The sequence below is a fragment of the Algibacter luteus genome, from assembly GCF_030344935.1.
Classification (GTDB): domain Bacteria; phylum Bacteroidota; class Bacteroidia; order Flavobacteriales; family Flavobacteriaceae; genus Arenitalea; species Arenitalea lutea.
Map to the genome: position 1 here is coordinate 3080594 of NZ_CP128313.1, position 24852 is coordinate 3105445.

General features: G+C 32.4%; 25 protein-coding genes. 21 read left to right on the top strand and 4 right to left on the bottom strand.

The window, feature by feature from the left end; genetic code table 11:
- The first annotated feature begins 95 nt into the window (after nucleotides 1–95).
- The 5 genes from O5O44_RS13040 (at nucleotide 96) to O5O44_RS13060 (ending at nucleotide 2895) form a co-directional block, all read left to right on the top strand.
- Entirely contained in the window at nucleotides 96–704 is a 609-nt protein-coding gene (locus O5O44_RS13040; RefSeq protein ID WP_019387822.1) for an LUD domain-containing protein, read from the top strand.
- 1 nt (nucleotide 705) lies between these two features.
- Nucleotides 706–1530, top strand: a complete 825-nt coding sequence (locus O5O44_RS13045) for a phosphatidate cytidylyltransferase (protein ID WP_289194713.1) — start codon at nucleotides 706–708, stop codon at nucleotides 1528–1530.
- Nucleotides 1520–2176: a phosphatidylserine decarboxylase family protein gene (locus tag O5O44_RS13050; protein ID WP_289194714.1), complete on the top strand. Its 657-nt coding sequence runs from the start codon at nucleotides 1520–1522 to the stop codon at nucleotides 2174–2176. The genes O5O44_RS13045 and O5O44_RS13050 overlap by 11 nt, the downstream gene beginning before the upstream one ends.
- Nucleotides 2169–2435 carry an acyl-CoA-binding protein gene (locus O5O44_RS13055; RefSeq protein WP_019387825.1) on the top strand — a complete coding sequence of 89 codons (267 nt, stop codon included), beginning with the start codon at nucleotides 2169–2171 and terminating at the stop codon, nucleotides 2433–2435. Before O5O44_RS13050 ends, O5O44_RS13055 begins: the two co-directional genes overlap by 8 nt.
- Before the next feature lie 73 nt (nucleotides 2436–2508).
- Nucleotides 2509–2895 (top strand): hypothetical protein, encoded by a 387-nt coding sequence (locus O5O44_RS13060; protein WP_289194715.1) that lies wholly within the window; start codon nucleotides 2509–2511, stop codon nucleotides 2893–2895.
- A gap of 10 nt (nucleotides 2896–2905) precedes the next feature.
- Here O5O44_RS13060 and O5O44_RS13065 read toward each other — a convergent pair whose 3' ends face one another.
- Nucleotides 2906–5542: a valine--tRNA ligase gene (locus O5O44_RS13065; protein ID WP_289194716.1), complete on the bottom strand. Its 2637-nt coding sequence runs from the start codon at nucleotides 5540–5542 to the stop codon at nucleotides 2906–2908.
- 296 nt (nucleotides 5543–5838) lie between these two features.
- Between O5O44_RS13065 and O5O44_RS13070 the strand changes: the two genes are divergently transcribed.
- Nucleotides 5839–6255: a DUF1573 domain-containing protein gene (locus O5O44_RS13070; RefSeq protein ID WP_019387828.1), complete on the top strand. Its 417-nt coding sequence runs from the start codon at nucleotides 5839–5841 to the stop codon at nucleotides 6253–6255.
- Between the two features lie 61 nt (nucleotides 6256–6316).
- Here O5O44_RS13070 and O5O44_RS13075 read toward each other — a convergent pair whose 3' ends face one another.
- Nucleotides 6317–7642, bottom strand: coding sequence for a retropepsin-like aspartic protease (locus tag O5O44_RS13075; protein ID WP_289194717.1), 1326 nt, complete (start codon nucleotides 7640–7642; stop codon nucleotides 6317–6319).
- 123 nt (nucleotides 7643–7765) lie between these two features.
- Here O5O44_RS13075 and O5O44_RS13080 point away from each other — a divergent pair, with 123 nt between their 5' ends.
- The 10 genes from O5O44_RS13080 to O5O44_RS13125 all read left to right on the top strand — a co-directional run bounded on the left by O5O44_RS13080 (nucleotide 7766) and on the right by O5O44_RS13125 (nucleotide 17846).
- Nucleotides 7766–8956, top strand: coding sequence for a pyridoxal phosphate-dependent aminotransferase (locus O5O44_RS13080; protein ID WP_289194718.1), 1191 nt, complete (start codon nucleotides 7766–7768; stop codon nucleotides 8954–8956).
- The gene (gene murB / locus O5O44_RS13085; protein WP_289194719.1) at nucleotides 8956–9969 is read left to right on the top strand and encodes a UDP-N-acetylmuramate dehydrogenase; all 1014 of its coding nucleotides are present in this window, start codon (nucleotides 8956–8958) and stop codon (nucleotides 9967–9969) included. Before O5O44_RS13080 ends, murB begins: the two co-directional genes overlap by 1 nt.
- Nucleotides 9970–10040: 71 nt before the next feature.
- Complete coding sequence (locus O5O44_RS13090; RefSeq protein WP_019387832.1) at nucleotides 10041–10574, top strand: RNA polymerase sigma factor; 534 nt, start codon at nucleotides 10041–10043, stop codon at nucleotides 10572–10574.
- A gap of 8 nt (nucleotides 10575–10582) precedes the next feature.
- On the top strand, nucleotides 10583–11371 hold the full coding sequence (locus O5O44_RS13095; protein ID WP_289194720.1) for an anti-sigma factor: 789 nt from the start codon (nucleotides 10583–10585) through the stop codon (nucleotides 11369–11371).
- A gap of 176 nt (nucleotides 11372–11547) precedes the next feature.
- Entirely contained in the window at nucleotides 11548–11751 is a 204-nt protein-coding gene (locus tag O5O44_RS13100; protein ID WP_019387834.1) for a hypothetical protein, read from the top strand.
- Between the two features lie 6 nt (nucleotides 11752–11757).
- Nucleotides 11758–12870, top strand: a complete 1113-nt coding sequence (locus O5O44_RS13105) for a glycosyltransferase (RefSeq protein WP_289194721.1) — start codon at nucleotides 11758–11760, stop codon at nucleotides 12868–12870.
- Nucleotides 12861–13406: an RNA polymerase sigma factor gene (locus O5O44_RS13110; RefSeq protein WP_019387836.1), complete on the top strand. Its 546-nt coding sequence runs from the start codon at nucleotides 12861–12863 to the stop codon at nucleotides 13404–13406. Before O5O44_RS13105 ends, O5O44_RS13110 begins: the two co-directional genes overlap by 10 nt.
- Nucleotides 13407–13683: 277 nt before the next feature.
- A complete protein-coding gene (gene lipA, locus O5O44_RS13115; RefSeq protein WP_019387837.1) occupies nucleotides 13684–14562 on the top strand; it encodes a lipoyl synthase in 879 nt (292 codons plus the stop codon).
- Nucleotides 14563–14564: 2 nt separating this feature from the next.
- A complete protein-coding gene (gap, locus tag O5O44_RS13120; RefSeq protein WP_289194722.1) occupies nucleotides 14565–15581 on the top strand; it encodes a type I glyceraldehyde-3-phosphate dehydrogenase in 1017 nt (338 codons plus the stop codon).
- Nucleotides 15582–15644: 63 nt separating this feature from the next.
- The gene (locus tag O5O44_RS13125) at nucleotides 15645–17846 is read left to right on the top strand and encodes an ATP-binding response regulator (protein ID WP_289194723.1); all 2202 of its coding nucleotides are present in this window, start codon (nucleotides 15645–15647) and stop codon (nucleotides 17844–17846) included.
- Here the strand turns inward: O5O44_RS13125 and lpxK are convergent.
- On the bottom strand, nucleotides 17836–18834 hold the full coding sequence (lpxK, locus tag O5O44_RS13130; protein WP_289194724.1) for a tetraacyldisaccharide 4'-kinase: 999 nt from the start codon (nucleotides 18832–18834) through the stop codon (nucleotides 17836–17838). The two genes, O5O44_RS13125 and lpxK, sit on opposite strands and share 11 nt — an antisense overlap.
- Nucleotides 18835–18881: 47 nt before the next feature.
- Here lpxK and O5O44_RS13135 point away from each other — a divergent pair, with 47 nt between their 5' ends.
- The 4 genes from O5O44_RS13135 to O5O44_RS13150 all read left to right on the top strand — a co-directional run bounded on the left by O5O44_RS13135 (nucleotide 18882) and on the right by O5O44_RS13150 (nucleotide 23111).
- On the top strand, nucleotides 18882–19976 hold the full coding sequence (locus O5O44_RS13135) for a Nif3-like dinuclear metal center hexameric protein (RefSeq protein WP_289194725.1): 1095 nt from the start codon (nucleotides 18882–18884) through the stop codon (nucleotides 19974–19976).
- 3 nt (nucleotides 19977–19979) lie between these two features.
- On the top strand, nucleotides 19980–20759 hold the full coding sequence (locus O5O44_RS13140; protein ID WP_019387842.1) for a zinc ribbon domain-containing protein: 780 nt from the start codon (nucleotides 19980–19982) through the stop codon (nucleotides 20757–20759).
- A 237-nt stretch (nucleotides 20760–20996) separates the two neighbouring features.
- A complete protein-coding gene (gene msrA, locus O5O44_RS13145) occupies nucleotides 20997–21656 on the top strand; it encodes a peptide-methionine (S)-S-oxide reductase MsrA (RefSeq protein ID WP_289194726.1) in 660 nt (219 codons plus the stop codon).
- 138 nt (nucleotides 21657–21794) lie between these two features.
- Entirely contained in the window at nucleotides 21795–23111 is a 1317-nt protein-coding gene (locus O5O44_RS13150) for an Ig-like domain-containing protein (protein ID WP_289194727.1), read from the top strand.
- Nucleotides 23112–23293: 182 nt separating this feature from the next.
- Here the strand turns inward: O5O44_RS13150 and O5O44_RS13155 are convergent, their stop codons facing one another.
- Nucleotides 23294–24094, bottom strand: a complete 801-nt coding sequence (locus O5O44_RS13155; RefSeq protein WP_289194728.1) for a class I SAM-dependent methyltransferase — start codon at nucleotides 24092–24094, stop codon at nucleotides 23294–23296.
- A 76-nt stretch (nucleotides 24095–24170) separates the two neighbouring features.
- On the opposite strand from O5O44_RS13155, the gene O5O44_RS13160 reads away from it, so the two are divergent.
- Nucleotides 24171–24830, top strand: coding sequence for a hypothetical protein (locus O5O44_RS13160; RefSeq protein WP_289194729.1), 660 nt, complete (start codon nucleotides 24171–24173; stop codon nucleotides 24828–24830).
- The last annotated feature ends 22 nt before the right edge of the window (nucleotides 24831–24852 follow it).

The window sequence follows — 24852 nt, forward strand, 5'->3', positions numbered from 1 at the left end:
ATTTGGTAAAAATCTTGAATTAATCGTAAGGTTAATTTAAGATTTTTTATATTTGGAAAACCTCAGAATATATTCAGTTAATAGCAACACATTAAATGAGTCTTTTTAGAAAAATTTTTGGTTCTAAATCTGAACGTTCAGGTGAAGAATTAAAATCTGACGACCGTGGCAAATATATGCCGGAGATAAAACTACCAATAGACGAAAGGTTTACTATAAACTTTAAAGCTAATGGCGGTAAGTTCTTGTATTGCGAAAATTTAACTGAGATTTACAGTAATCTTGGGAATATTATCGAAGAAAATAGTTGGGAAGAAGAACAAGTTTTAATGTTGGACTCTGATTTAAAAGAAAAATTCAAAAACTCTCATTTACTTCCAACGAAAAAAATTAGTGAAGCAACTTATTTTTTAACCACTTGTGAAAATTTGATTGCTAATGATGGATCATTATTAATTTCATCAAAACAAATATTTGAAAAAAAACTTCCAGAGCTTCCTTTTAATTTTATTGTTTTTGCTACAACCAGCCAAATTGTTGAAAATATTGGAGAAGGTTTACGTGGAATTAAATCTAAAAACAAACAACGCATCCCTACAAATATTACGACCATTAAACATTTTAAATCTGGCGATGAGAAAGATTTTTTGAGTTATGGTAGTAGCGCTAAAAACCTATACCTTTTACTGTTAGAAGATTTATAACATGAAGGAAACGCTTGTACGATCACTTTCTGGTTTAATCTATGTTGCATTATTACTCATTAGTCTTTGTTTTGAACATGCACTAAGTTTACTATTTTTTGTTTTCGGACTTATTTGTTTGGCCGAATTTAAAAAATTGATTCAGCTAAAAAGCAATATTCCGTATCTTATTTTTATTATTATATACGCTATTTTTGGATATTGGCAAGTTGTTCTCAAAACAGATACGGGATTAAAAGAAGCCACACAGATTTTAACGGTTTTATCCATATTTATAAATCTATTTTTAATTAAAGATTTATTTTCTATTAAAAGCATCCCGTTATTTAGCACCAAGCGCTTTTTACTTACCACATTTTATTTATCTAGTGCTTTTGTTTTTTTAATATTAATAGCAAATTATTTTCAAGACACGTACAATCCAAAAATTTTACTAGGTGCTTTCATTTTAGTTTGGGTTAATGATTCTTTTGCTTATTTGGTTGGAAAAAACTTTGGGAAACAAAAACTTTTTGAAATTATTTCACCTAAAAAAACTGTTGAAGGATTTATTGGTGGGTTGTTTTTTTCATGTATCGCAAGTTATTTTATTACTACCTTTACCGAGACTTTAGATTTTACAAGTTGGCTAATTTTAAGCATTATAATTAGTGTGTTTGGCACCTTAGGCGACCTCATAGAATCTAAATTTAAAAGACAAGCTAAGGTAAAAGATAGTGGTGTAATCATGCCTGGTCATGGCGGATTATTAGACAGACTTGACAGTATTATTTTTGCTGCACCATTTGTATATTTATTTTTAAAAATATTGAACTATGTTTCATAAAGAAGGACATAAAATTATAGTGATAACTCTGATACTTGTTGTTGGGGGTTATTTACTAACTGATTATTTTATTGATATCATGTGGTTGAGAACACTTATCATGATCGCTTTGTTAATATTACTATTTTTAATATTACAATTTTTTAGAAACCCTAAAAGAAACACTGCTCTCAACGACGGTCAAGTTATATCACCTGTTGACGGAAAAGTAGTGGTGATTGAAGAAGTTTTTGAAAAAGAATATTTTAAAGACAAACGCTTACAAGTAAGTGTATTTATGTCCCCAATAAATGTGCATGTAACGCGTTATCCAATTGGAGGCAAAGTGGTGTTTAGTAAATACCATCCTGGAAAGTATTTAGTAGCATGGCATCCTAAAGCCAGTGAAGAAAACGAGCGAACAACTGTTGTTGTAGAAAACAAAACATACGGTAAAGTATTACACAGACAAATAGCTGGAGCATTAGCAAAACGTATTGTAAATTACGCAAAAGTTGACGATGTAGCCATTCAAGGTGGAGAATCTGGATTTATAAAATTCGGATCTAGGGTGGACTTATTCTTACCATTAGACACTAAAATTAAGGTTGCGTTAAACCAGAAAGTTCGAGGTGGCGAAAGTATTATCGCAGAAATTAATGAGTAGTAAAAAATTAGACATAGAATTTCTTGAGGCTGTAGATCGCGTTAATGCTCATACCGAGCCTTTTCCCGCTGATACACTTTTAAAATTATATGCCTATTATAAAAAAGCAACTAACGACTACGGCAAACCAAGAAGCAAAAAACCTATAATTAATGCTTTTAAAACCAATGCACTATTTCAAGCTAAAAGCTTAAGCGAAGACGAAGCTAAACAAAACTACATCGACTTGGTAAATAACTATTTTTTATACAGAGAATAGAAACCCCTATTATAAAACCCATTGACCCCTTATAAAGAATTGAGTATCTTCGTTTTATAATAATTACTATAAGATGAAATATTTAATATTTATGTTGTTTCTTTCATTACCAAAATATGGTATAGCGCAAGAAACACCTTCAAAACTTTCAGAAACTAGCAATTCTTTTATTGGTAATTGGAATATAGACTTAAGGCCAACTCCAGATTCTGATGAATATTTTCAATATTTTGTCGTGAAAACTATAAATAAAAATGCCTTTAATGGAACATTCTACAGTAGCGAAATTACAAACGGCATACTAAATAACAATTGGCCAGAATTGTATTTTGCATTCTCCACTACAGATCAAAGCAATGAATACTATCATTCAGGATACTTAAAAGATGGTAAACTTTACGGCATTACCTATTGTCCAAAACGAGGATTTACAGCTCCCTGGACAGGAATTAAAGAATAGAATAAACGAATTAACTCAAGCTAGCTAAACTTGCCTTCAAGGTTTCGATTTTAGCTAAAGCATCTGCTTCTTTTTTCTTTTCACTAGCTACAACTTGTTCAGGAGCCCCTGCTACAAATCGTTCGTTAGATAATTTCTTTTGCACCGATTTCAAAAAGCCTTCAGTATAATTTAATTCTTCGGTTAATTTTTTGATTTCAGCCTCAACATCAATAGCACCAACCATAGGAATAAAATACTCGTTAGATTTTACTCTAAAAGTCAATGCACCATCAATGGCTTCAGAAGTTTCTTTAATGCTTTCAAGATTTCCTAATTTCGCAATAACGGTATTAAAATTAGGACTTATGTTTTCATTATTAATCACTGAAAAACCTATCGCATCTTTAAAAGCGATATTCTTTTGTTTTCTAACATTTCTTATTCCAGAAACAACCTCTGCTGCAAATTCAAACTCTGTTATTAGATTTTCATTTATAGCTTTATTTTCAGGCCATTTAGCTACAATTAATGCTTCTCCTGGCGTTCTCTCAGAAATATATTGCCAAATTTCTTCGGTTAAAAATGGCATAAACGGATGAAGAATTTTAAGATTATTTTCTAAAGCTTCAATAACCGATTTATAAGTTTTTGCATCAATTGGTTTTTGATATGCCGGTTTTATAATTTCTAAAAGCCAAGAAGAAAAATCGTCCATTATCAATTTATAAATACTCATCAAGGCATCGCTTAATCTGTATTTACTAAAATGGTCTTCAATTTCAATTAAAGTTTTTTGAAACTTAGCTTCGTACCATTCTAATCCTATTTTTGCTGTTTCTGGTTGCGGAATATTTTCATCGATTTCCCAACCTTGAATTAAGCGAAATGCATTCCATATTTTATTACCAAAACCTTTTCCTTGTTGGCAGAGCGCTTCATCAAACATTAAATCGTTACCTGCTGCCGAACTTAATAGTAAACCTACACGCACACCATCAGCACCATATGCTTCAATAAGTTTTAAAGCATCAGGAGAATTTCCTAAAGATTTACTCATTTTTCGGCGCTGCTTATCGCGCACCAATCCTGTTAAATAAACATTTTTAAAAGGTCTTTCGCCTTTATATTCATACCCAGAAATAATCATTCGAGCCACCCAGAAAAATAAAATATCTGGTCCGGTTACTAAATCGTTTGTTGGGTAATAATAATTAATATCTTCATTGTCAGGATTACGAATACCATCAAAAACGCTAATTGGCCACAACCACGAGGAGAACCAAGTATCTAAAGCATCTTTATCTTGCGTAAGATTATCAACTGCCAATTCTTGATTATTGGTTTTTTGTTTCGCTTTTTCTAATGCCAAATCAATACTTTCAGCAACAACAAAATCTTCTTTTCCATCACCATAGTAATAAGCCGGTATTTGTTGCCCCCACATTAATTGTCTGGATATATTCCAATCGCGAATGTTTTCCATCCAATGACGATAGGTGTTTTCAAACTTTTTTGGAAATAAATTAATATCTGGATTCTCTCCTAGTACAGCTTCAATTGCTGGTTTAGCCAAGGTTTCCATTTTCAAAAACCACTGGTCGCTTAAGCGAGGTTCAATAACGGCTTTGGTTCGTTCTGAAGTTCCTACTTTATTGGTATGTGTTTCAGTTTTAATTAAAACACCTTCTGATTTTAGTTCTTCAATTATATCTTTTCTTACCTCAAAACGATCTTTTCCTTGGTAATGCAAGCCAAAACTATTTAACGATGCATCTTCATTAAAAATATCGATTACTTCAAGATTATGTTTATCTCCTAAAACCTTGTCGTTTTCATCGTGCGCAGGTGTTACTTTTAAACAACCTGTACCAAACTCAATATCAACATATTCATCCTCAATAATTGGAATAACTCGATTACAAATTGGTACAATGGCTTTTTTTCCACGTAAGTGCGTAAAACGCTCATCGTTCGGATTAATACAAATTGCTGTATCACCAAAAATGGTTTCAGGTCGTGTAGTTGCTATCGTTAAAGCATCATTACTCCCTTCAATCTTATAATTTAAATAGTAAAGATTACCTTGTTTTTCTTCATAAATTACTTCTTCATCAGACAATGTCGTTTTTGCCTCTGGATCCCAATTTACCATTCTATAACCTCGGTAAATCAAACCTTTTTCATATAAATCAACAAAAACTTTTATAACGGCTTCACTCATGTCATCATCCATGGTAAATTTGGTTCTATCCCAATCACAAGAGCATCCAAGTTTTTTAAGCTGTTCTAAAATCACACCGCCATATTCGTGCGTCCAGTCCCAAGCATGTTTTAAAAATTCATCTCTCGATAAGTCATTTTTATCTATCCCCTGCTCTTTTAACTTGGCAACAACTTTAGCCTCAGTGGCGATAGATGCATGATCTGTACCTGGCACCCAACAAGCATTTTTACCTAATAAACGTGCACGACGTATTAAAACATCTTGAATGGTGTTATTAAGCATGTGCCCCATGTGAAGTACTCCAGTAACGTTTGGTGGAGGAATAACTATAGTGTAAGGCTCTCTTTCATCGGGTGTAGAATGAAAATAATTATGTTTCATCCAGTAATCGTACCACTTACTTTCTACCTGACTTGCATCATATTTTGATGGAATTTGCATGCTTTGGAATAGTTTTTGAATAATGATTTGCAAAAGTACTTATATTTCTTTTTCTATGAAAGCCATATAAGTTTAATGATAATATTGAAAACAACATATTTAAGCTGTATACGGGCTATTTCATTAAAAGCTATACGTACTTTTGAACGAGTTGAATATGTTAATATCCCTGCATTACGTCTATTATTTTTGTAGGTTGTAGAAAAAGTAACTATGTTTGACTTGTTAAATGAACGAATTTTAACCAAAACCTTGAAGATTTCAGGGTAAAACAAAAAACAACAAAAAATAGAATCATGAAACAATTAATTACTATTTTATTTATTGGTTTAATCAGTTTTACTGTAAACGCTCAAGCTAAAATTGAATTTAAATCTGAAGTTATTGATTACGGAACAATAGAAAAAGGGTCAAATGGTGTACGTGTGTTTGAATTTACAAATACTGGCAATGAACCTTTAATAATATCTAAAGTTTCATCTACTTGTGGATGTACAATACCAAAAAAACCTAAAGATCCAATTTTACCAGGAAAAACTGGAGAAATTGAGGTTAAGTATGATACGAATAGAGTAAACCCAATTAGAAAAACAATAACGGTAATTTCGAATGCTGAAACTCCAACTGTTGCATTAAAAATTAAAGGTGAAGTCATTGACCCTAGTAAAGTAAGTGTTCTTGACAAACAAGAAAAAAGCGTTATGCAGCAATAGTAAAAGATAAACACATTAATTAAAAAAGGCTTGAATAACTTTTCAAGCCTTTTTTTATGTCTTATAACAATTTTTTTAGTTTAAAATTGAATGTTAAATATTTACCATTCCTATCTACTCTAATCTTCATTTTTTTATCATGTTCTTCATAAAATAGATGCATAACTTGTTGAAGTGATAATTGATAGGTTTGCTTGCCGTTTATACTTATAATAATATCTCCTATTTGTAAACCGGCCTCCTCAGCGGGCGAACCTGATCGTAATTCAACAATCGCATAAGCTGGTTTTAACGATAATTTATATTGGTTGCCTAAAACAATACCATCATTAGTACTTTGAGTATTACTGTTTGCTTTAATTGCGCTACGTTTAATTTCTCTTAGTATTCTCACCCCATCATGAGCAAGCTCCATACCACTTTTATTATAACTAAAACTCTCTTTAAACTTACTATTCTTAGAAATTGTCATTTTTGCATTTTGGTAATCGAAAATAATATTAAACCGTTTTAGTATATTTCCTGAAACACTACCATTTCTGTCTTTTATTTTCTTTGCAAAAAATATATTCTCATCGTTTGGATAGGCCACATTGGCATCTTTAAGCACAAAACTATTTAATGAAAATGCTTCTATTTTAGAACGTTTTCCATAAACACTTCCGTTTAATCCAAGACCAAGAAAATCTTCAAAATATTTATCACCACATGTAATACCCAAAGAGTCGTCTTCAAACAACCACAAAGCATCACTACCGCCAGAATCAATTAATAATTTAACTGGTATTTCCTTGTTTTTTATGGTAACCTTGGCATTTATATAAGGTTTACCATTGTAAAACTCCAGATTGATTCTTTCGCATTTTTTGCACGATTTATACTTGTATTTTTCAGGCATAGTAAGCCTTAAATAGCCAGAAGCATAATTTATTTCAACAACCAAGTCTTTAAATACATCTAAACCTATTATACCATGAACAGGAACACCTAACCTAGGCGCAAAATTTAAATTATTATTAAAAACAGCATATAAATCTTGTTTTAACTTGACAGCCTCTCCTATTTTGATAACGTTGTTGGTAGACTTTAATGCTTCTACCGTATCACCTCCACCTAAACCTCTTAAATGAATTGTAGTAGTATTTTTTATTTTTAGCGAATCTGAGACGTTTAAGAAGTTAAATATTATTGGTTTACTCACTCCCGTGTCTAATAAAAATGAAAGTGTAACACCATTAATTTCAAGAGGAATGATAATTAAGTTATTAACCGATTTAAATCGAATTTTATCCGATTGCTTTTTATTCTGAATAACAAATTTATCTTGAGAATATCCAGAAAGGCATATACTTAAAACAAGCAATAAGGCATAAAACCATTTATTCATCGAAGAGAAATTAATTAATTAGAATATCAATTTACAAATCTTTAATCGAGCATTTTTATTTACTAGCGTATTTTAAAAAAACTTTAAGATAATTTTCTCAACTTTGTAGCCAAACAGTTAATAATGCCAACAATATCTAATAAAGGTCGAGATATGCCATCTTCACCGATTCGAAAACTTGTTCCTTATGCTGAACAGGCTATTGAGAAGGGAAGAAAAATTTATTATTTAAATATCGGTCAACCGGATATTAAAACCCCTGAAATTGCTTTAGAAGCGGTTAAAAATAATGATATTGAAATCTTGTCCTACTCAAGATCTGAAGGATCTGAAACATACAGAAAAAAATTAGCTCAATATTACAGTAAACATGCCATTTATGTAACTTATAAAGACATAGTTGTTACAACAGGTGCGAGTGAAGCACTACTTTTTTTATTTAGTAGTATAATGGATCCTGAGGATGAAGTAATTATTTCTGAGCCTTTTTATGCAAATTATATTGCATTTTCTAAAGCTTCAGGTGTTAATATAATTCCTGCAGTGTGTAATATTGACGATAATTTTGCGTTACCCTCAATAGAAACTTTTGAGAAATTAATTACTCCAAAAACCAAGGCTATATTAATTTGTAACCCGGGGAACCCTACAGGTTGTTTATATACTGAAGATGATATAAAAAAGCTTGCAGCAATAGCAATAAAACATGATTTATTTTTAGTGGCCGATGAGGTTTACAGAGAATTTGTTTACGACGGTCATAAACATTTTTCAATTTTACAGGCTGAAAGGATAGACCAACACGCTGTTGTTATTGATTCGGTGTCAAAAAGATATAGCATGTGTGGTGCGCGTATAGGTTGTTTAGTTTCTAAAAACAAAACCGTTATGCAAACGGTACTCAAATTTGCACAGGCAAGGTTAAGTCCGCCAACATATGCGCAAATAGCTAGTGAAGCGGCGCTAGATACACCTCAAAGTTATTTTGATGATGTAATCAAGGAATATGTTGAAAGAAGAAATACATTAATTACAGAATTACAAAAAATAGATAAACTAAAAGTTGCAGTACCTCAAGGGGCCTTTTATTGTATTGTTGAGTTGCCTGTAAAAAATACTGACGATTTTGCGCAATGGTTATTAGAGCATTTTGAAGTAGATAATGAAACGATTATGGTTGCTCCAGCTGAAGGGTTTTACTCAACTCCAGGCATAGGTGTAAACCAAATAAGAATTGCTTACGTACTTGATAAAGAGAGTTTAATAAAAGCTGTACACATTTTAAAAGAAGCCCTAAAAGTTTATAAAGATTAGTGCAAATAAGAGATAACATATCCCTAAAACCATACAACACCTTTGGTATTGATGTAAAAGCGAAACATTTTGTTTCGATAAATAACATTCAAGATTTAAAGGATATTTTAAACTTATCTGAATATCCAGAAAAGCTGATTATTGGCGGGGGTAGCAACATTCTGTTAACTCAAGATTTTAAAGGACTTGTAGTTCACATCAATATTAAAGGTATAAATATTGTTAGTGAAGATGAAGATTCCGTTATAATTAAAGCCAATGCAGGAGAAAACTGGCACGAGTTTGTGCTATACTGCATCAATAAAGGGTATGGCGGTGTTGAAAATTTGTCATTAATTCCAGGAAATGTAGGTACCGCCCCAATACAGAATATAGGTGCTTATGGTGTTGAGCTGAAAGACACTTTTGTTTCTTGCGAAGCCATATCTATAGAATCACTTTCTTTACAATCATTTGCTAAAGCAGATTGCAATTTTGGTTATCGCAACTCTATTTTTAAGCAAGAAGCTAAAAATAAATACATCATTACCAGCGTCAATTTCAAATTAACTAAAAAAAACCACAAATTAAATATTAATTACGGTGCCATTTCTTCAGAATTGGAAGCGATGCAAATTTCTCATCCAACCATTAATACTATATCTGAAGCCGTTATAAATATTAGGCAAAGTAAATTACCAAACCCTAAAGAAATTGGTAATAGCGGAAGTTTTTTTAAAAACCCGGTTATTTCTAAAACACATTACAATACCTTAATTAAAAATTTTGAAGAGCTACCATGTTATCGTGTTTCAGATGATCTAGTAAAAGTTCCTGCAGGTTGGCTTATAGAGAAAGCTGGATTTAAAGGAAAACGCTTTGGTGATTATGGTGTGCATAAAAAACAAGCCTTAGTTCTTGTTAATTATGGGAATGCTAATGGAACGGATATACTAAATCTTTCAAGATTAATCCAAAAAACCGTGAAACGCCTTTTTGACATTTCAATTGAAGCTGAAGTAAATATCTTATAATCTAAAAAGAAATTTCTAACTTTGGTAATATCAATTACCAACTAAACACTTATAACCAAAACCAACACGTCTTGATTTCACCTATTGAAAAGCAAATAGTGACCTTATTACAAAATAGCGATAAAAAAGCTATTGGTTTGCTATATGAATATTATGCAGATGCCCTGTTTGGTGTTATTAAAAAGGTTATTGAGGACGATGATACTGCACAAGATGTACTACAAGAGAGTTTTGTGAAAATTTGGCGTTATGCAAATAAATACGATGCTAGCAAAGCAAAATTATTTACATGGTTGTACAGAATCGCCTATAACACGGCTATTGACAAAGTACGTTCGCAGAAAAATAAACAAGGTAAAGAAGTCCAAATGGAAACTTCAAACGTATATAAAGTAACATCCAACGAACTAAATCAGGATGTTTTAGATATAAAAAAACATTTAAATAGTTTAGATGAAAAATATCAAATAGTGATTAATGCGCTCTTTTTTGAGGGCATGACGCAGCAAGAAGCTAGCGACGAACTGAATATTCCGTTAGGAACAATTAAATCAAGATTAAAAATTGGATTACGTGAATTAAAGAAAATTTACGACCCTAAATAAAACGAGTCATGAATGCGAAAATAAATACTTTTTTAAATTCTGGCCTATTAGACAAATATCTTTTAGGTGAAACCACTTCTGCAGAAGCAGAAAAGGTGGAGTCTTATATTGCAAGATACCCAGAAATAGAGAACGCCTACAACACTATGCAACACAACCTAGAAGTAGTTGCGAAAGCTAATGCTGTTGAGGCACCAGAACACATCTTATATAATATTTTAGATGAACTTGACGACACACCAGTTGTTCAATTAAAATCAAGAACTAGATACAGAAAATGGTATCAATTTAGTGTAGCGGCTAGTATTGCTGCATTAATTTTTGCCGGAACATCTTATTTATTCTATACCCACAATCAAAAACTTTCAGAAGAGAATCAGGTTGTTGTTGAAGAATTATTTGATTTACGTAGTGATATAGAGCAAAACAACAAGATGCTGGATAACGTTATGAGGCAGTTATTAAAACTTAATAATCCTGAAACTGAAAAATACATTATTAAGGGTAACGAGCGTGCCAAAGATTTAAAAACGGTAGCATACATTAATCCTAAAGAAAAAACATCTATGATTGATGTAGTTTCTTTACCAGAATTACCAGAAGAGCAATGTTATCAAATTTGGGCAGAGTTACAAGGTAAAATGGTAAACCTAGGAATTTTGGATAAGGCAGACCGAAAACTTAGAAGCATACCATATATGGAAGATGCTTTAGCTTTAAGTATTACCATAGAGCCTAAAGGCGGTAATAATATTGCCTCGGTAAAAAACTCAGTAGCACAAATTAGTTTGCATTAAAACAATTTACAAGTAAGTTAAAAGCCTCGTTTAATTAAATGAGGCTTTTTTTATTAATTTATCTCGACAAATAATTACAAAATATAACTTTTATTAGTTTCAAAAGTTTCAGTATTATTTCTTATAAATTTTACTAACTAAAATCATATCTTTGCATAAATTATTACAACTTCGCAATGAAACTTATATTAATTACCATAGCCATTTTAGGGTTAGGTGTTGCAGGAATAGCCATTAAAATTTGGGCAAAAAAAGACGGCAAATTCGCCGGAACTTGCGCGAGTCAAAACCCGATGCTAAATCAAGATGGTGAGGCTTGTGGTTTTTGCGGTAAAACTCCAGATCAATTTAGCGATTGCAACGAACCACAACACTCTTAATATTATATGGGTTTTCTTGATATTGTATTCTACGGATTTGTTGCTGTAGTTATCATTCAAGTTATATTTTACGTTTTTTTCTTTAGTAAATTTGCCTTTGCAAAAAAGCAAAAAGTCTCTCAAAAAAACATTCCTGTTTCTGTTATTATATGTGCCAAAAATGAAGCCGAAAACTTAAAAGCGTTTCTGCCTTCAGTAATTGCACAAGACTATCCCGACTTTGAAATTGTGCTAATTAACGATGCTTCCAAAGATGATACCTTAGAAGTGATGGAACACTTTTCAAAAGCACATAGCAACATAAAAATTGTTAATGTAAAAAGTATTGAAGCCTTTTGGGGCAATAAAAAATATGCATTAACATTAGGTATTAAAGCAGCAAAAAACGATTATCTTTTATTTACCGATGCTGATTGTAAACCCGTATCAAAACAATGGATAAAAAAAATGAGTTCTCATTTTAGTAATAAAAAATCTATTGTACTTGGTTATGGTGCATATGGCAAAATAAATAAGTCGTTTTTAAATAAATTAATTCGATTTGAAACCCTTGTTACCGCTATTAATTACTTTTCTTTCGCTAAGTTAGGTATGCCTTATATGGGTGTTGGTAGAAATTTGGCCTATACCAGAAAAGAGTTTTTTAATGCTAATGGGTTTATCAATCACATAAAAATAAGATCGGGCGATGACGATTTATTTGTAAATCAAATGGCGACAGTTCGAAACACAGCCTTATGTTATACTAGCGGAAGCTTTACTAAATCGACTCCTAAAAAAACATTTGATGCTTGGTTTAAACAAAAGAGAAGACACGTATCCACGGCAAAACATTATAAGCTAAAACACAAAGTGCTGTTAGCCCTATTATATGTGTCGAATTTATTATTCTGGATATTGAGTATACTACTTATAACAACCTTATATAATTGGAAAATTGTACTCGCTTTGTTTTTAACTAGAATTATTTTACAGTACACTGTAATGGGTTTGTCGTCAAAAAAGTTAAAAGAATTAGATTTAATTTTCTTTATTCCATTTCTGGAAATTTTTCTAATTGTTATGCAATTAACTATCTTTATAAATAATCTTGTTTCAAAACCCAACCATTGGAAATAGAGGAAGCCATTGCTCGTGCTAAAAAAAATAACCAAAAGGCATTTAATTATTTATTAGATAAGTTTTGGGATGATGTGTATGGTTTTCAATTAAAACGCACACAAAACGAAAATGACGCTGAAGACATCACGATTCAAACATTTTCGAAAGCTTTCGATAGAATTGAAACTTTTAATGAAAAATACACGTTTAAAACATGGTTGATTACCATTTCCAAAAACATTCATATTGATTTATTAAGAAAAGAAAAGAATTCTATTACTCAGGTTATTTCGAAGGATGATAGAAATATGTTTCAGGTTTTAGATGAATCGCCTTCTCCCGAAGACAAGCTTATTACCGAGCAACATTTAGCTAAATTACTTCGAGATATTAAAAAATTAAAGCCTCATTATCAAGAAGTTATAAATCTACGCTATTTTCAAGAACTGAGTTATAAAGAAATCTCTGAAGAACTTGATGAGCCTATTAATAATGTAAAAGTAAAGTTGCTACGTGCTAAAAAACTATTGGCCGAAATTATTCAAGAAAAGTAGTAAACTTTAATTGAAATGACATACCGCGTTAGGGATTGCAGCGACATTTATGTTCATGAATTCATTAATATAAAATAAAAAAGTTTGAATAAAAGCCCACAGGGAGGCACGAACGAGGACTTGCAGCGGAAAGCCCGACCTTTAAGGAACGCCCAAAAAATTAAATTTAAGTCAATTAATCTTTGCTATTTTAATGTTTTCTGTGATGCACTGAACAACTTAAATTAGCAGCTTTTAAAAGAATACTTCGTATCTTTGCTGCCTATATTTTCAAGATATGAACAACGAAACGGCTTCAAATATATTACCTGAAAGACAAGCTAAACCCAAATGGCTTCGTGTTAAACTTCCAACCGGAAAAAAGTATACCGAATTAAGAGGACTTGTAGATAAATATAAGTTAAACACGATTTGCACCTCTGGAAGTTGCCCAAATATGGGGGAATGCTGGGGTGAAGGTACCGCAACTTTTATGATTCTTGGTAATATTTGTACGCGTTCTTGTGGGTTTTGTGGTGTAAAAACTGGGCGACCAGAAACCGTAGATTGGGATGAACCCGAGAAAGTGGCACGTTCTATAAAAATTATGAGTATTAAACATGCGGTTTTAACTAGTGTAGATAGAGATGATTTAAAAGATATGGGAAGCATTATGTGGGCAGAAACCGTTAAGGCTGTTAGAAGAATGAATCCTGAAACGACACTAGAAACTCTGATTCCTGATTTTCAAGGTATTGAAAAACATATAGACAGAATTATTGATGTGGCACCTGAAGTAGTATCTCATAATATTGAAACTGTAAGACGCTTAACTCGCGAAGTTAGAATACAGGCGCAATACGACCGAAGCATGGGCGTTTTAAAATACTTGAAACAACAAGGGCAACGACGCACAAAGTCTGGAATTATGTTAGGCTTAGGTGAAACCAGAGAAGAAGTCATAGAAACGCTTCACGACTTGAAGGCTAACGATGTGGACGTGGTTACGATTGGGCAATATCTGCAACCAAGCAAAAAACACTTACCAGTACAGCAATTTATTAATCCAGACCAATTCAAAGAATATGAAGAAATTGGATTGGATTTAGGATTTCGCCATGTTGAAAGTAGTGCTTTAGTAAGATCGTCTTACAAGGCGCAAAAACACATAAACTAATTATGATTCATGTTGCTATTAACGGTTTTGGCAGAATTGGCAGACGCGTTTTTAGATTGCTGCAGAACCATAATGACATTAAAGTTGTTGCTATTAACGATTTAGCAGATGCTAAAACATTATCGCATTTACTTAAATATGATAGTGTTCATGGTATTTTTAATGGTGATATAACTCATACCCAAAACGAGATTGTTGTTAACCAACATGCCATCCCGCTTCTAAATAAAAATAATCCGAAAGATATTAATTGGGAACCTTATGAAATTGATTTTGTAATTGAGTGTACGGGTAAATTTAAACTATCATCAGATTTAAAACATCACATTAATAATGGTGCCAAACAAGTTGTTTTAAGTGTTCCGCCACTTGAAGAAGATATAAAAACCATTGTAATAGGTGTTAATGATGATAGTATTGATGGTACCGAAACTATAATTTCGAATGCATCGTGTACTACCAATAATGCTGCACCAATGATTCAAATTATTAATGAACTGTGTGGCATTAATCAAGCTTACATTACAACGGTGCACTCCTACACTACCGACCAAAGCTTACACGATCAACCACATCGTGATTTACGACGCTCAAGAGCTGCAAGTCAGTCAATAGTGCCTACAACAACAGGAGCGGCAAAAGCGCTTACTAAAATATTCCCAGATTTATCTGATGTCATTGGTGGCTGTGGCATAAGAGTGCCAGTAATAAACGGATCGTTAACCGATATTACATTTAATGTAAAAAAAACGGTTACTATCAAAGACATTAATAATGCTTTTAAAAATGCCGCTGAAACAAATTATAAGGGCATTTTAGAATATACTGAAGATCCTATCGTTTCTATTGATATTGTTGGTAACCCACATTCGTGCATATTCGATTCGCAAATGACATCCGTAATTGGAAATATGGTAAAAATAATAGGATGGTATGATAATGAAACAGGCTATTCACAGAGAATTATCGACTTATTGTGTAATTTATCGGAAAAAAAGTGTCTTTTATCGATAAAATAATTATATTTGTCCGCAACATTTATTAATATGCCCCAAATAAAATCCTACATATTACTAATTTTTATGCTAATCAACATCAGTGCTTTTGCCCAAAAAGCAATTGATGAAGACCCTGAATTAGTACAAAATAATATTAACTACCGTATTGCTCAATCGCAAACAGAGTTAGAAAACTACAATTATTATAAGGCTAAAAAAAATCTTGACGAAGCCTTAGAATTAGCAGAAAAAGCAGATATTAAAAAAAGTATTGGTGTTATTTACGCTATAAAAGGCAGGTTAGAACTTATTCTTGAAGAAGAAGAAAAGGCAATAAAATCCTTAAATAAAGCTATAGAAATACAACGTATAATAAATGACAACGTTAACCTTGGTAGCTCGTACAAAACATTTGGTGATATTTATTTTGCTAAAAAAGACTACTATTCTGCTTTAGACTCATATACGGCTGCAAAATCTAAATTTGAAGAAGAAGATTTAAATGAAGAATTAGCAGAAACCTTATTGTGTGAAGGTAAAACTTATAGCGATTTAAAAAATTACAAAAAAGCAAGAGATGTTATTGAGCAATCTTTAGCAATTGCCAAAAAATATGATTATTTAAAAATCCAGAGTGAAACACTAATTAATCACGCAAAAATTTATAATAAACTTGGCAATAAAACTAAAGCATTAGAGGTTGCACTAGAAGGATTACAAATTGCTAAAACTAACAATTATACCAATATTCTTAATGAAGGTTATGTTGTAGTAAGTGATTTATATTACGAGTTAGATAACCATAAACTTTCTAGAAATTTTTTAAGTGCTCACCTCAATTTATCAGACTCTATTAGAAGTTTAACGCGAATAAATTCGTCTAGAAATCAAGAAACTCAATTTCGATTAAACGAAGAAATAGAAAAAAACAAAGAAGTAGTGCAAAAATTAGAGAAGGCTGAAGATGATAAAAACCTAGGTACGCTAATTTCTATTTTAAGTGTGGCGCTAATTACAATTTTATCGCTTTTAACGTTATCGCTTTACAAGAACAATAATATTAGACTGAAAACCAATAATATGCTTCATAAAAAAAATGGAGAACTTATTATTGCAAAAGAGAAGGCAGAATTAGCCTCGAAAACTAAAGCCAACTTCTTATCAACTGTAACTCACGAATTGCGAACACCACTCTATGCTGTTACTGGTTTAAGCAATATGCTTTTAGACGAAAACCCAAAACCAGAACAAATACAACATTTAAAATCGCTTAAATTTTCTGGAGACTATTTATTAACATTCATAAACGATATTCTTCAAATAAATAAAATTGAAGCCAATAAAGTTGATATAGAACCAGAATCGTTCAATCTAAAAAAGAAAATAAACAACATTATTTTAGCACTTAACAATTCTGCGCAAGATAATAACGTTAAAATTCATTTTGAATACGACAAAGATTTACCCGAAAATTACATTGCCGACCAATTAAAAATTTCACAAATCCTAATTAATTTAATTGGAAACTCCATTAAATTCACCAAAGATGGCGACATCTGGATACGTGTTTATAAAATTGAAGAAAAAGGTAAATTGTATACCCTTCGATTTGAAGTAGAAGATAATGGTATTGGTATTAGCCAAGAGAAGCAAGACCATATGTTTGAAAGTTTCTCTCAAGGGTCTATTCAAATTAACCGTAAGTATGGCGGAACAGGTTTAGGTCTTTCTATTGTTAAAGGATTAATTGATATTTTAAAAGGTAAGATTTATGTGAAGAGTGAATTGGAAGTAGGAACTACTTTCTATTTTGAAATTCCACTTGAACACACTAATATTAAAGAGGCCGAAGAAAATAAAGTCACCTATTTTGATGGTAATAAAAGCAATATTGACTTAAGTAAAGTTAAAATTTTAGTTGTTGAAGACAATAAAATTAACCAAATGATTACCAAAAAGATTCTAACTAAAATGGATCTCAAGTGCGATATTGTAGATAATGGTGAGGATGCGGTTGATAGAATAAAAAATAACGATTATAACATTATTTTAATGGATATTCATATGCCAGGAATTAGCGGTATTGAAGCCACTAAAATTGTTAGATCGTTTGATAAAGAACTTACCATTTTTGCCCTTACTGCGGTAACTATTGAAGATAAAATGCACGAGTTTGAAGAAGCTGGTTTTACAGATATCATTCCAAAACCGTTTAAGCAAGAAGAATTCGAGAAAAAACTTTATAACGCTCTGGCTAGTAAAAATAATACCTCATCTAGCGCTTAACAAAATCTTTAACAAGTTTATTGAGTGCAGTTGCACTGTCTATATTAACCGAAATTGGTAGATAATAAAGTTTATCTTTTAATACGTGGTATGGATTCAATCTCACAAAATCCTTTTCAGTTGTAATAATGAGCTCCTTTTTTTCTAAAGCTGCAATATCTTCAGCAGAAAAATCATGATGATCTTTAAAATTTACATGTTCAAAACCTAAATGTTTCGCGTTTAAAAATTCAACTAATGGTTTTGAGTTTGCTATTCCAGTTACCAATGTAAAAGGTGCTATTTCTTTAAGCAACATCGTTTTTTCAGCAGAAATCAAAGTATCAGCATACACAACCGTACTAAAAAGAACATGTTGATGCCTTTTAGGGTTTATTCGCTTTATAAAATTCGCTTTTTCTTTTTCATTAATAGCTTCAGGACATTTAGTTACCACTATAATATCGGCTCGTTTTGCGCCACTTCTGGGTTCTCTTAAATCGCCTGTAGGCAACAAAATATCTTCAAAATATGGATTATCAAAAGTGGTTAATAAAATATTAAATCCCGCTTTTACTTTTCTATGTTGAAACGCGTCGTCTAATAAAATAACATCAGGATTGACTTTTTTTAAATTCTCAATTCCGTTTCGCCTATTAGAATCAACAGCTACAGATACTTCTTTTTTAAATTTTGTGTAAAATTGAAACGGTTCATCTCCAATAGTTTCAGCAGTTGAATTTTCATTAGCCAACTGGAAACCTTTCGTTTTTCGTTTATAACCCCTACTCAGCGTTGCTACTTTATAATCGGCTTTTAATAAGTTAATTAAATATTCAATCATAGGTGTTTTGCCTGTACCACCAACGCTTAAATTACCAACACAAATCACTGGTAAATCATAAGTTGTCGATTTCTTTATACCTAAATCGTACAACTTATTTCTTAACCAAGTCACCAAATAATAAATTGGAACTATTGGGAATAATATTTTTCTTATTAACTTCATTTAAGCGAATGTAATTATTTTATCTTTGAATTTAAACACAAATAAATATGATTGTACAAGACGTTATTAATCATTTAGAAGACCTTGCGCCTTTAGCTTATGCAGAAGATTTTGATAATGTAGGCCTTTTAGTAGGCGATAAAACACAAGAAATCACAGGAATTTTAGTTACCCTTGATACGCTTGAAACGGTTGTAGACGAAGCCATTCAAGAAAACTGTAATCTTATTGTGAGCTTCCACCCTATTATTTTTAAAGGTTTGAAAAAGCTTACCGGTAAAAATTATGTAGAGCGTGTTGTTATGAAAGCTATAAAACATGATATTGCTATTTTCAGCATCCATACAGCACTTGATAATGCGCTGCAAGGTGTAAACGATATGATTTGTAATCAATTAGGATTAATTAACAAACGCATTTTAATTCCACAAAGCGAAACTATAAAAAAGCTAACCACTTATGTTCCAAAAAAAGAAGCAGAACAACTAAGAACAGCTTTATTTCAAGCAGGAGCAGGTCATATTGGCAACTATTCAGATTGTAGTTTTAATGTTGAAGGCTATGGCACTTATAAAGGCAATGAAAATTCCAATCCAACCCTTGGAACTAAAGGTGAAACACATTCTGAAAACGAAACTAAAATAACCGTTACTTATGCCAAACATTTAGAAACACAAATTCTGTCAACGCTTTTTAAAACCCATTCTTACGAAGAAGTAGCTTATGAGGTCACCACGATTGAAAACAAAAATCAAAATATTGGTATGGGCATGATTGGAGAATTTGAAAAATCTATGGACGAAGCCAGTTTTCTAAACCACTTAAAAACAAAAATGAACACCGGTTGCATTAGGCACACCATATTTTTAAATAAAAAAATAAAAAAAGTTGCCGTTTTGGGCGGTTCAGGAAGTTTTGCCATAAATGCCGCTAAAGCTAATGGTGCTGATGCTTTTGTGACAGCCGATTTAAAATATCACGACTTTTTTACTGCCGAAAACAACATCCTTTTAGCCGATATTGGGCATTATGAAAGTGAACAATTCACAAAAAATCTTTTAGTAGCATATCTTACAAAAAAAATTACTAATTTTGCAATCATTTTATCAAAGACAAATACAAATCCCGTTAAGTATTTTTAAAGTATGGCTAAAAAGAAAGAAGTTACTGTTGAAGAGCGTTTAAGAGCTTTATACGATTTACAACTCATCGATTCTCGTATAGATGAAATTAGAAATGTTCGTGGAGAACTTCCATTAGAAGTTCGTGATTTAGAAGATGAAGTTGCTGGATTAAACATCAGATTGGAAAAACTTGTATCTAATTTAGAGGTTATTGATAACGATATTGCTGGAAAGAAAAATTTAATTGAAGAGTCTAAAGCTTTAATGAAAAAGTACAGCGAGCAACAAAAAAATGTTAGAAATAACAGAGAATATAACTCGTTAACTAAAGAAATTGAATTTCAAGAATTAGAAATTGAGTTAGCCGAAAAGCACATAAAAGAATTTAAAGTTCAAATAGAGCAGAAAAAAGAAGTGATTGCTGAAACTAAAGAGCGTTTAAAAGAGCGCGAAAATCACTTAAAACATAAAAAAGGTGAGTTGGATGCTATTTTAGCTGAAACTGAAAAAGAAGAACAAGCATTAATAAGCAAGTCTGAAGAGTACAAAAAACAAATCGACGAGCGTTTAGTAGCAGCTTACACCAGAATTAGAACCAATGTAAAAAATGGATTAGCAGTCGTACCAATAGAAAGAGGTGCTTCTGGGGGTTCTTTCTTTACTATTCCACCACAAGTTCAAGTAGAAATTGCGTCACGCAAAAAAGTAATTACCGACGAGCATAGCGGACGTATTTTAGTTGATGCGGCTTTAGCCGAAGAGCAAAAAGAAAAAATGCAAAAATTGTTTGCAAAACTATAATCCATTTTTAAATGGAATAACAAAGCCTTCAGAAAACTGGAGGCTTTTTTTATGCCTTATATTTTGGGCGCCTGCCTGAAAGCAGGCAGGTTACCACAAGAATCGGACTTGCTTGCCTGCAACGTGCCTTAGACTACGGCTTGCATACACCAACACAAAACAATTATAAAACAACATTAACACAAACCATTTAAGGTTTCGTACTTTTATACGTCTAACAAAAGAAAATTAAAAGCTATGAATCGAATTCTACCTGTATTAGCACTTGCCCTTTTGTTTAGTTGCCAAAATACCGCACAATCAAAAAAAGAACAAGAAGCCGTTATAAACGCAAATCCTATTGAAGTTCCCATTGAAAACGGAAAAGCCAAAGCCTATTTCGCAAGCGGATGCTTTTGGTGTGTAGAAGCCATTTACGAAAGTGTAAAAGGTGTTGAAGAATCTATTTCAGGGTATTCTGGCGGATATACCAAAAACCCAACTTACGAAGCCAGTAACACAGGCAGAACGGGACACGCCGAAGCCGTAGAAATTATTTACGACCCTAATGTTGTGAGTTTTGAAACGCTGGTAGATGTGTATTTTGCATCACAAAACGTCACTCAAGTAAACGGACAAGGTAACGACCGCGGATCGCAATACCGTTCTATACTATTTTACCAAAACGAGGCTCAAAAACAAATCATTTTAGAAAAAAAAGCTGCTTTGGCTAAAAAAATTAATGCTACAATTGCTGCCGAAGTCTATCCGTTTCAAAAATTCTGGGTTGCCGAAGATTATCATCAAGATTACGAAAAACGAAATCCAAATCATCCCTATATCCAGAATGTTTCTATTCCAAGGTTAAATCGTTTTAAGGCTAATTTTCCAAAAGAATTCCTAAAAGAGAGTCACTAAGAACTCTTGGTTAAAGGCTTGACTTTGTCAGAAAAATAGACTAACTTCGTTTAACGTCGGATATAAAACATTTAAACGTTTGATATCCGCCTTAGTTGTCTTCAATGTTGACAAATTTCTAATATAAAAAAAATGAAAATGAAAGCATATCTATTATTTCTTATACTACCCTTTTTTATCTCTTGTAATAATGATGAATTCGTATCAATTGAAGCTGAGAAAATAACATTGAATCATACATCAATTGATTTAAAAGGAAGTAACACATTACAATTAATAGCAACAATAAGTCCTTCAAATACTATTGATAAAGAAGTAACATGGGAAAGTTCTGATACCACTATAGTATCTGTTAACAATAAGGGAGTCGTTAAACCAATAAATATTGGCTCTGCGGAAATAACTGCAAGCACAAATAACAATAAATCCGCTATTTGTAAAATAACTGTTACTACTTCAGGTTCTTGGGATATAAAAGCTGATTTTGGAAACGGAATGGGTAGACATGGTGCTGTATCATTTTCTATTGAGGGCAAAGCCTATGTTGGTCTAGGTAGTGATTATCAATATGACTATGATTCATTTGGAGGTAACCCTCCCACATCCCAGGGTGGTTTTAAAGATGATTTTTGGGAATACAATGCTGAGACCGATACTTGGAGAAGATTAAATGATTTTCCAGGTGAGAAAAGAACGGAGGCTGTTAGTTTTAGCATTAATGGGAAGGGATATGTTGGATTAGGTAAATACTTAGCTGTTGAGCCCGACGCTGATGGATGGAACTCTGAAACTGGATTCAAGCAAGATTTTTGGGAATACAACCCTGATAATGATACTTGGACGCAATTACCCGATTTTCCTGGAGAAGGAAGAGCTAAATCTATCGGTTTTGTTATAAACAACAAAGGTTATGTTGGTTGTGGTGGTTATGGTAAAAGAGATTTTTGGGAATTCTCGCCTTCCGATAACTCATGGAATCAACTAGCGGACTACCCTGGTGAAAGTAATTGGGGCGTCGTTGGTTTTAGTATAGAAAGTAAGGGTTATGTGGGGTTCGGTTACAATTCAGAAGATTATCTACCAAGTACCGATTTTTGGGAATATTCCCCTGAAACAAATTCTTGGTATGAAAAACAAAGTGCAAAAATACCTACTTATTATGATGCAACTGGTACAGATTATTATGCTACTCTTTATGCCACAGGTTTTAGTTTTAATGGTGAAGGTTATATTTGCCTAGATGTTAACTCTTTATGGAAATACAATCCAACAAGCAATGAATGGACGGGGTTGATTGAACGATTTCCATCCGTAGGAAACAATAGGCTGAAATCAAAAACTAATTTTGTTGTAAATGGAAAGGCATTTTTAGGGTTGGGATTAAATGTTAATATTTGTGGAAATCATTGCCAAACTGGAATTCCGAGTTTTTCTATCTATCAATTTATTCCTTAAACCATATGATTTATAAGCTAAAATCAAAAAAAACACTGAAGACAACGAGGTGTATAGTTAATGGCGTTTTTATGCTGATAATCAATGTTTAAACTCTTAACAAAACAAGTGTTAAATCGAAAGTTAAGTGCTTCGAAATCCACCACTAACCATACTCAAACCGTTAAACGAACTACTAAAATCTAAAATTTAGTAGCTTTCAAAGTAAATATTAAAGGATACAACTTATCTTCAGTTACAAACATTCCTGAATCCGTTTTAATCAAATTTGGCAAAACATCATAAGGACTTTCATCATGTTCTTTTAAATATTCAATGTGCAATCCAGCTTCAGTTAAGGCGTTTATAACTTCACTTAACCCATGATTCCAACCGTACTCTTTACTCACCATTTTAGCTTCTTGATTAGCATAAGTCCCTTCATATTCTTCATATATCACCTCGTCTTGCATGTAACCATATTTCATAACAGGATTATCTCCTAAATAATCAAACATCCAAACTATCGGGTGAAATTCTGCTATAAAAAAAGTACCACCCTGCTTCAATCGATCTGCAATCATTTTACCCCAAGGTTTTAAATCAGGCAACCAGCCAATAACACCGTAGCTAGTAAAAACTATGTCAAACGTATCATTAATATATTTTGAAGTATCTAATACATTACAGCACACAAAATTTGCGTCTAGGTTAAGTTCTGCATTTAAGGTTTGCGCTAATTTTATGCCTTCATCGCTTAAATCCACGCCTGTGCACTTCGCTCCCATCCTGCTCCAACTTAATGTATCTTGACCGAAATGGCACTGTAAATGCAATAATGATTTATTTTTCACATCTCCCAAAGACTCTAATTCATAAGGCATTAAAGACGATTGCCCTTGTTTAAAAGCTTCCAAATTGTACATATTGCTTTTGGCATGTACTTTTACTTTATTGTTCCACGTCTGTTTGTTGGTTTCAAAGTATTTATCGTGAGATTCCATTATCAAATTATATCTTTACAAAAACCTAAATTAGGAAATATCGGCATAATACTGCTTTAAACATTTCAATAAACACATGAAAAAGAATATTTACCTCATCTTAATACTAGTAGTTTCTTTCAGTTGCAAACAGAATCAATCAACTAAAAAAGACCTAAATCCTATCTATAAAGAACCAACTACAGCGCAAAAAATCGCTAACGCCCATGGTTTTGAACATTGGCAACATGTATATGAAATCGCATTTACTTTTGCCGAAAAACGAAGTTGGATATGGCAACCAAAAACAAACGAGGTTACTCTAATCACTGCTAAGGACACCATTAGTTATAACAGAAAAGCAATGGATAGTATTGCTATGAATGTTGATAAAGCCTTTATAAACGACAAATTCTGGTTGCTTATTCCGTTTCAGTTGGTTTGGGATACAAGCGCTCAAATTTCAGAACCTGTAAAAGCAGAGTCGCCAGTGCACAAAACATTGATGCAAAAAATCACGCTTACCTATCCAAACGAAGGTGGATACACACCTGGCGATGCTTATGATATTTATTTTGATGACAACTATGTAATCAAAGAATGGGTATTCAGAAAAGGTAATCAGGCAGAACCTTCATTAGCCAATACCTTTGAGAAGTATCAAGATTTTAATGGCCTAAAACTCGCTGAAGACCATAAAAAAGGTGATGATGATTGGAATTTAAAGCTTGAAAATATTCGGGTTGTTTTAGAATAACTCTCACTTTTTACAAATAAAG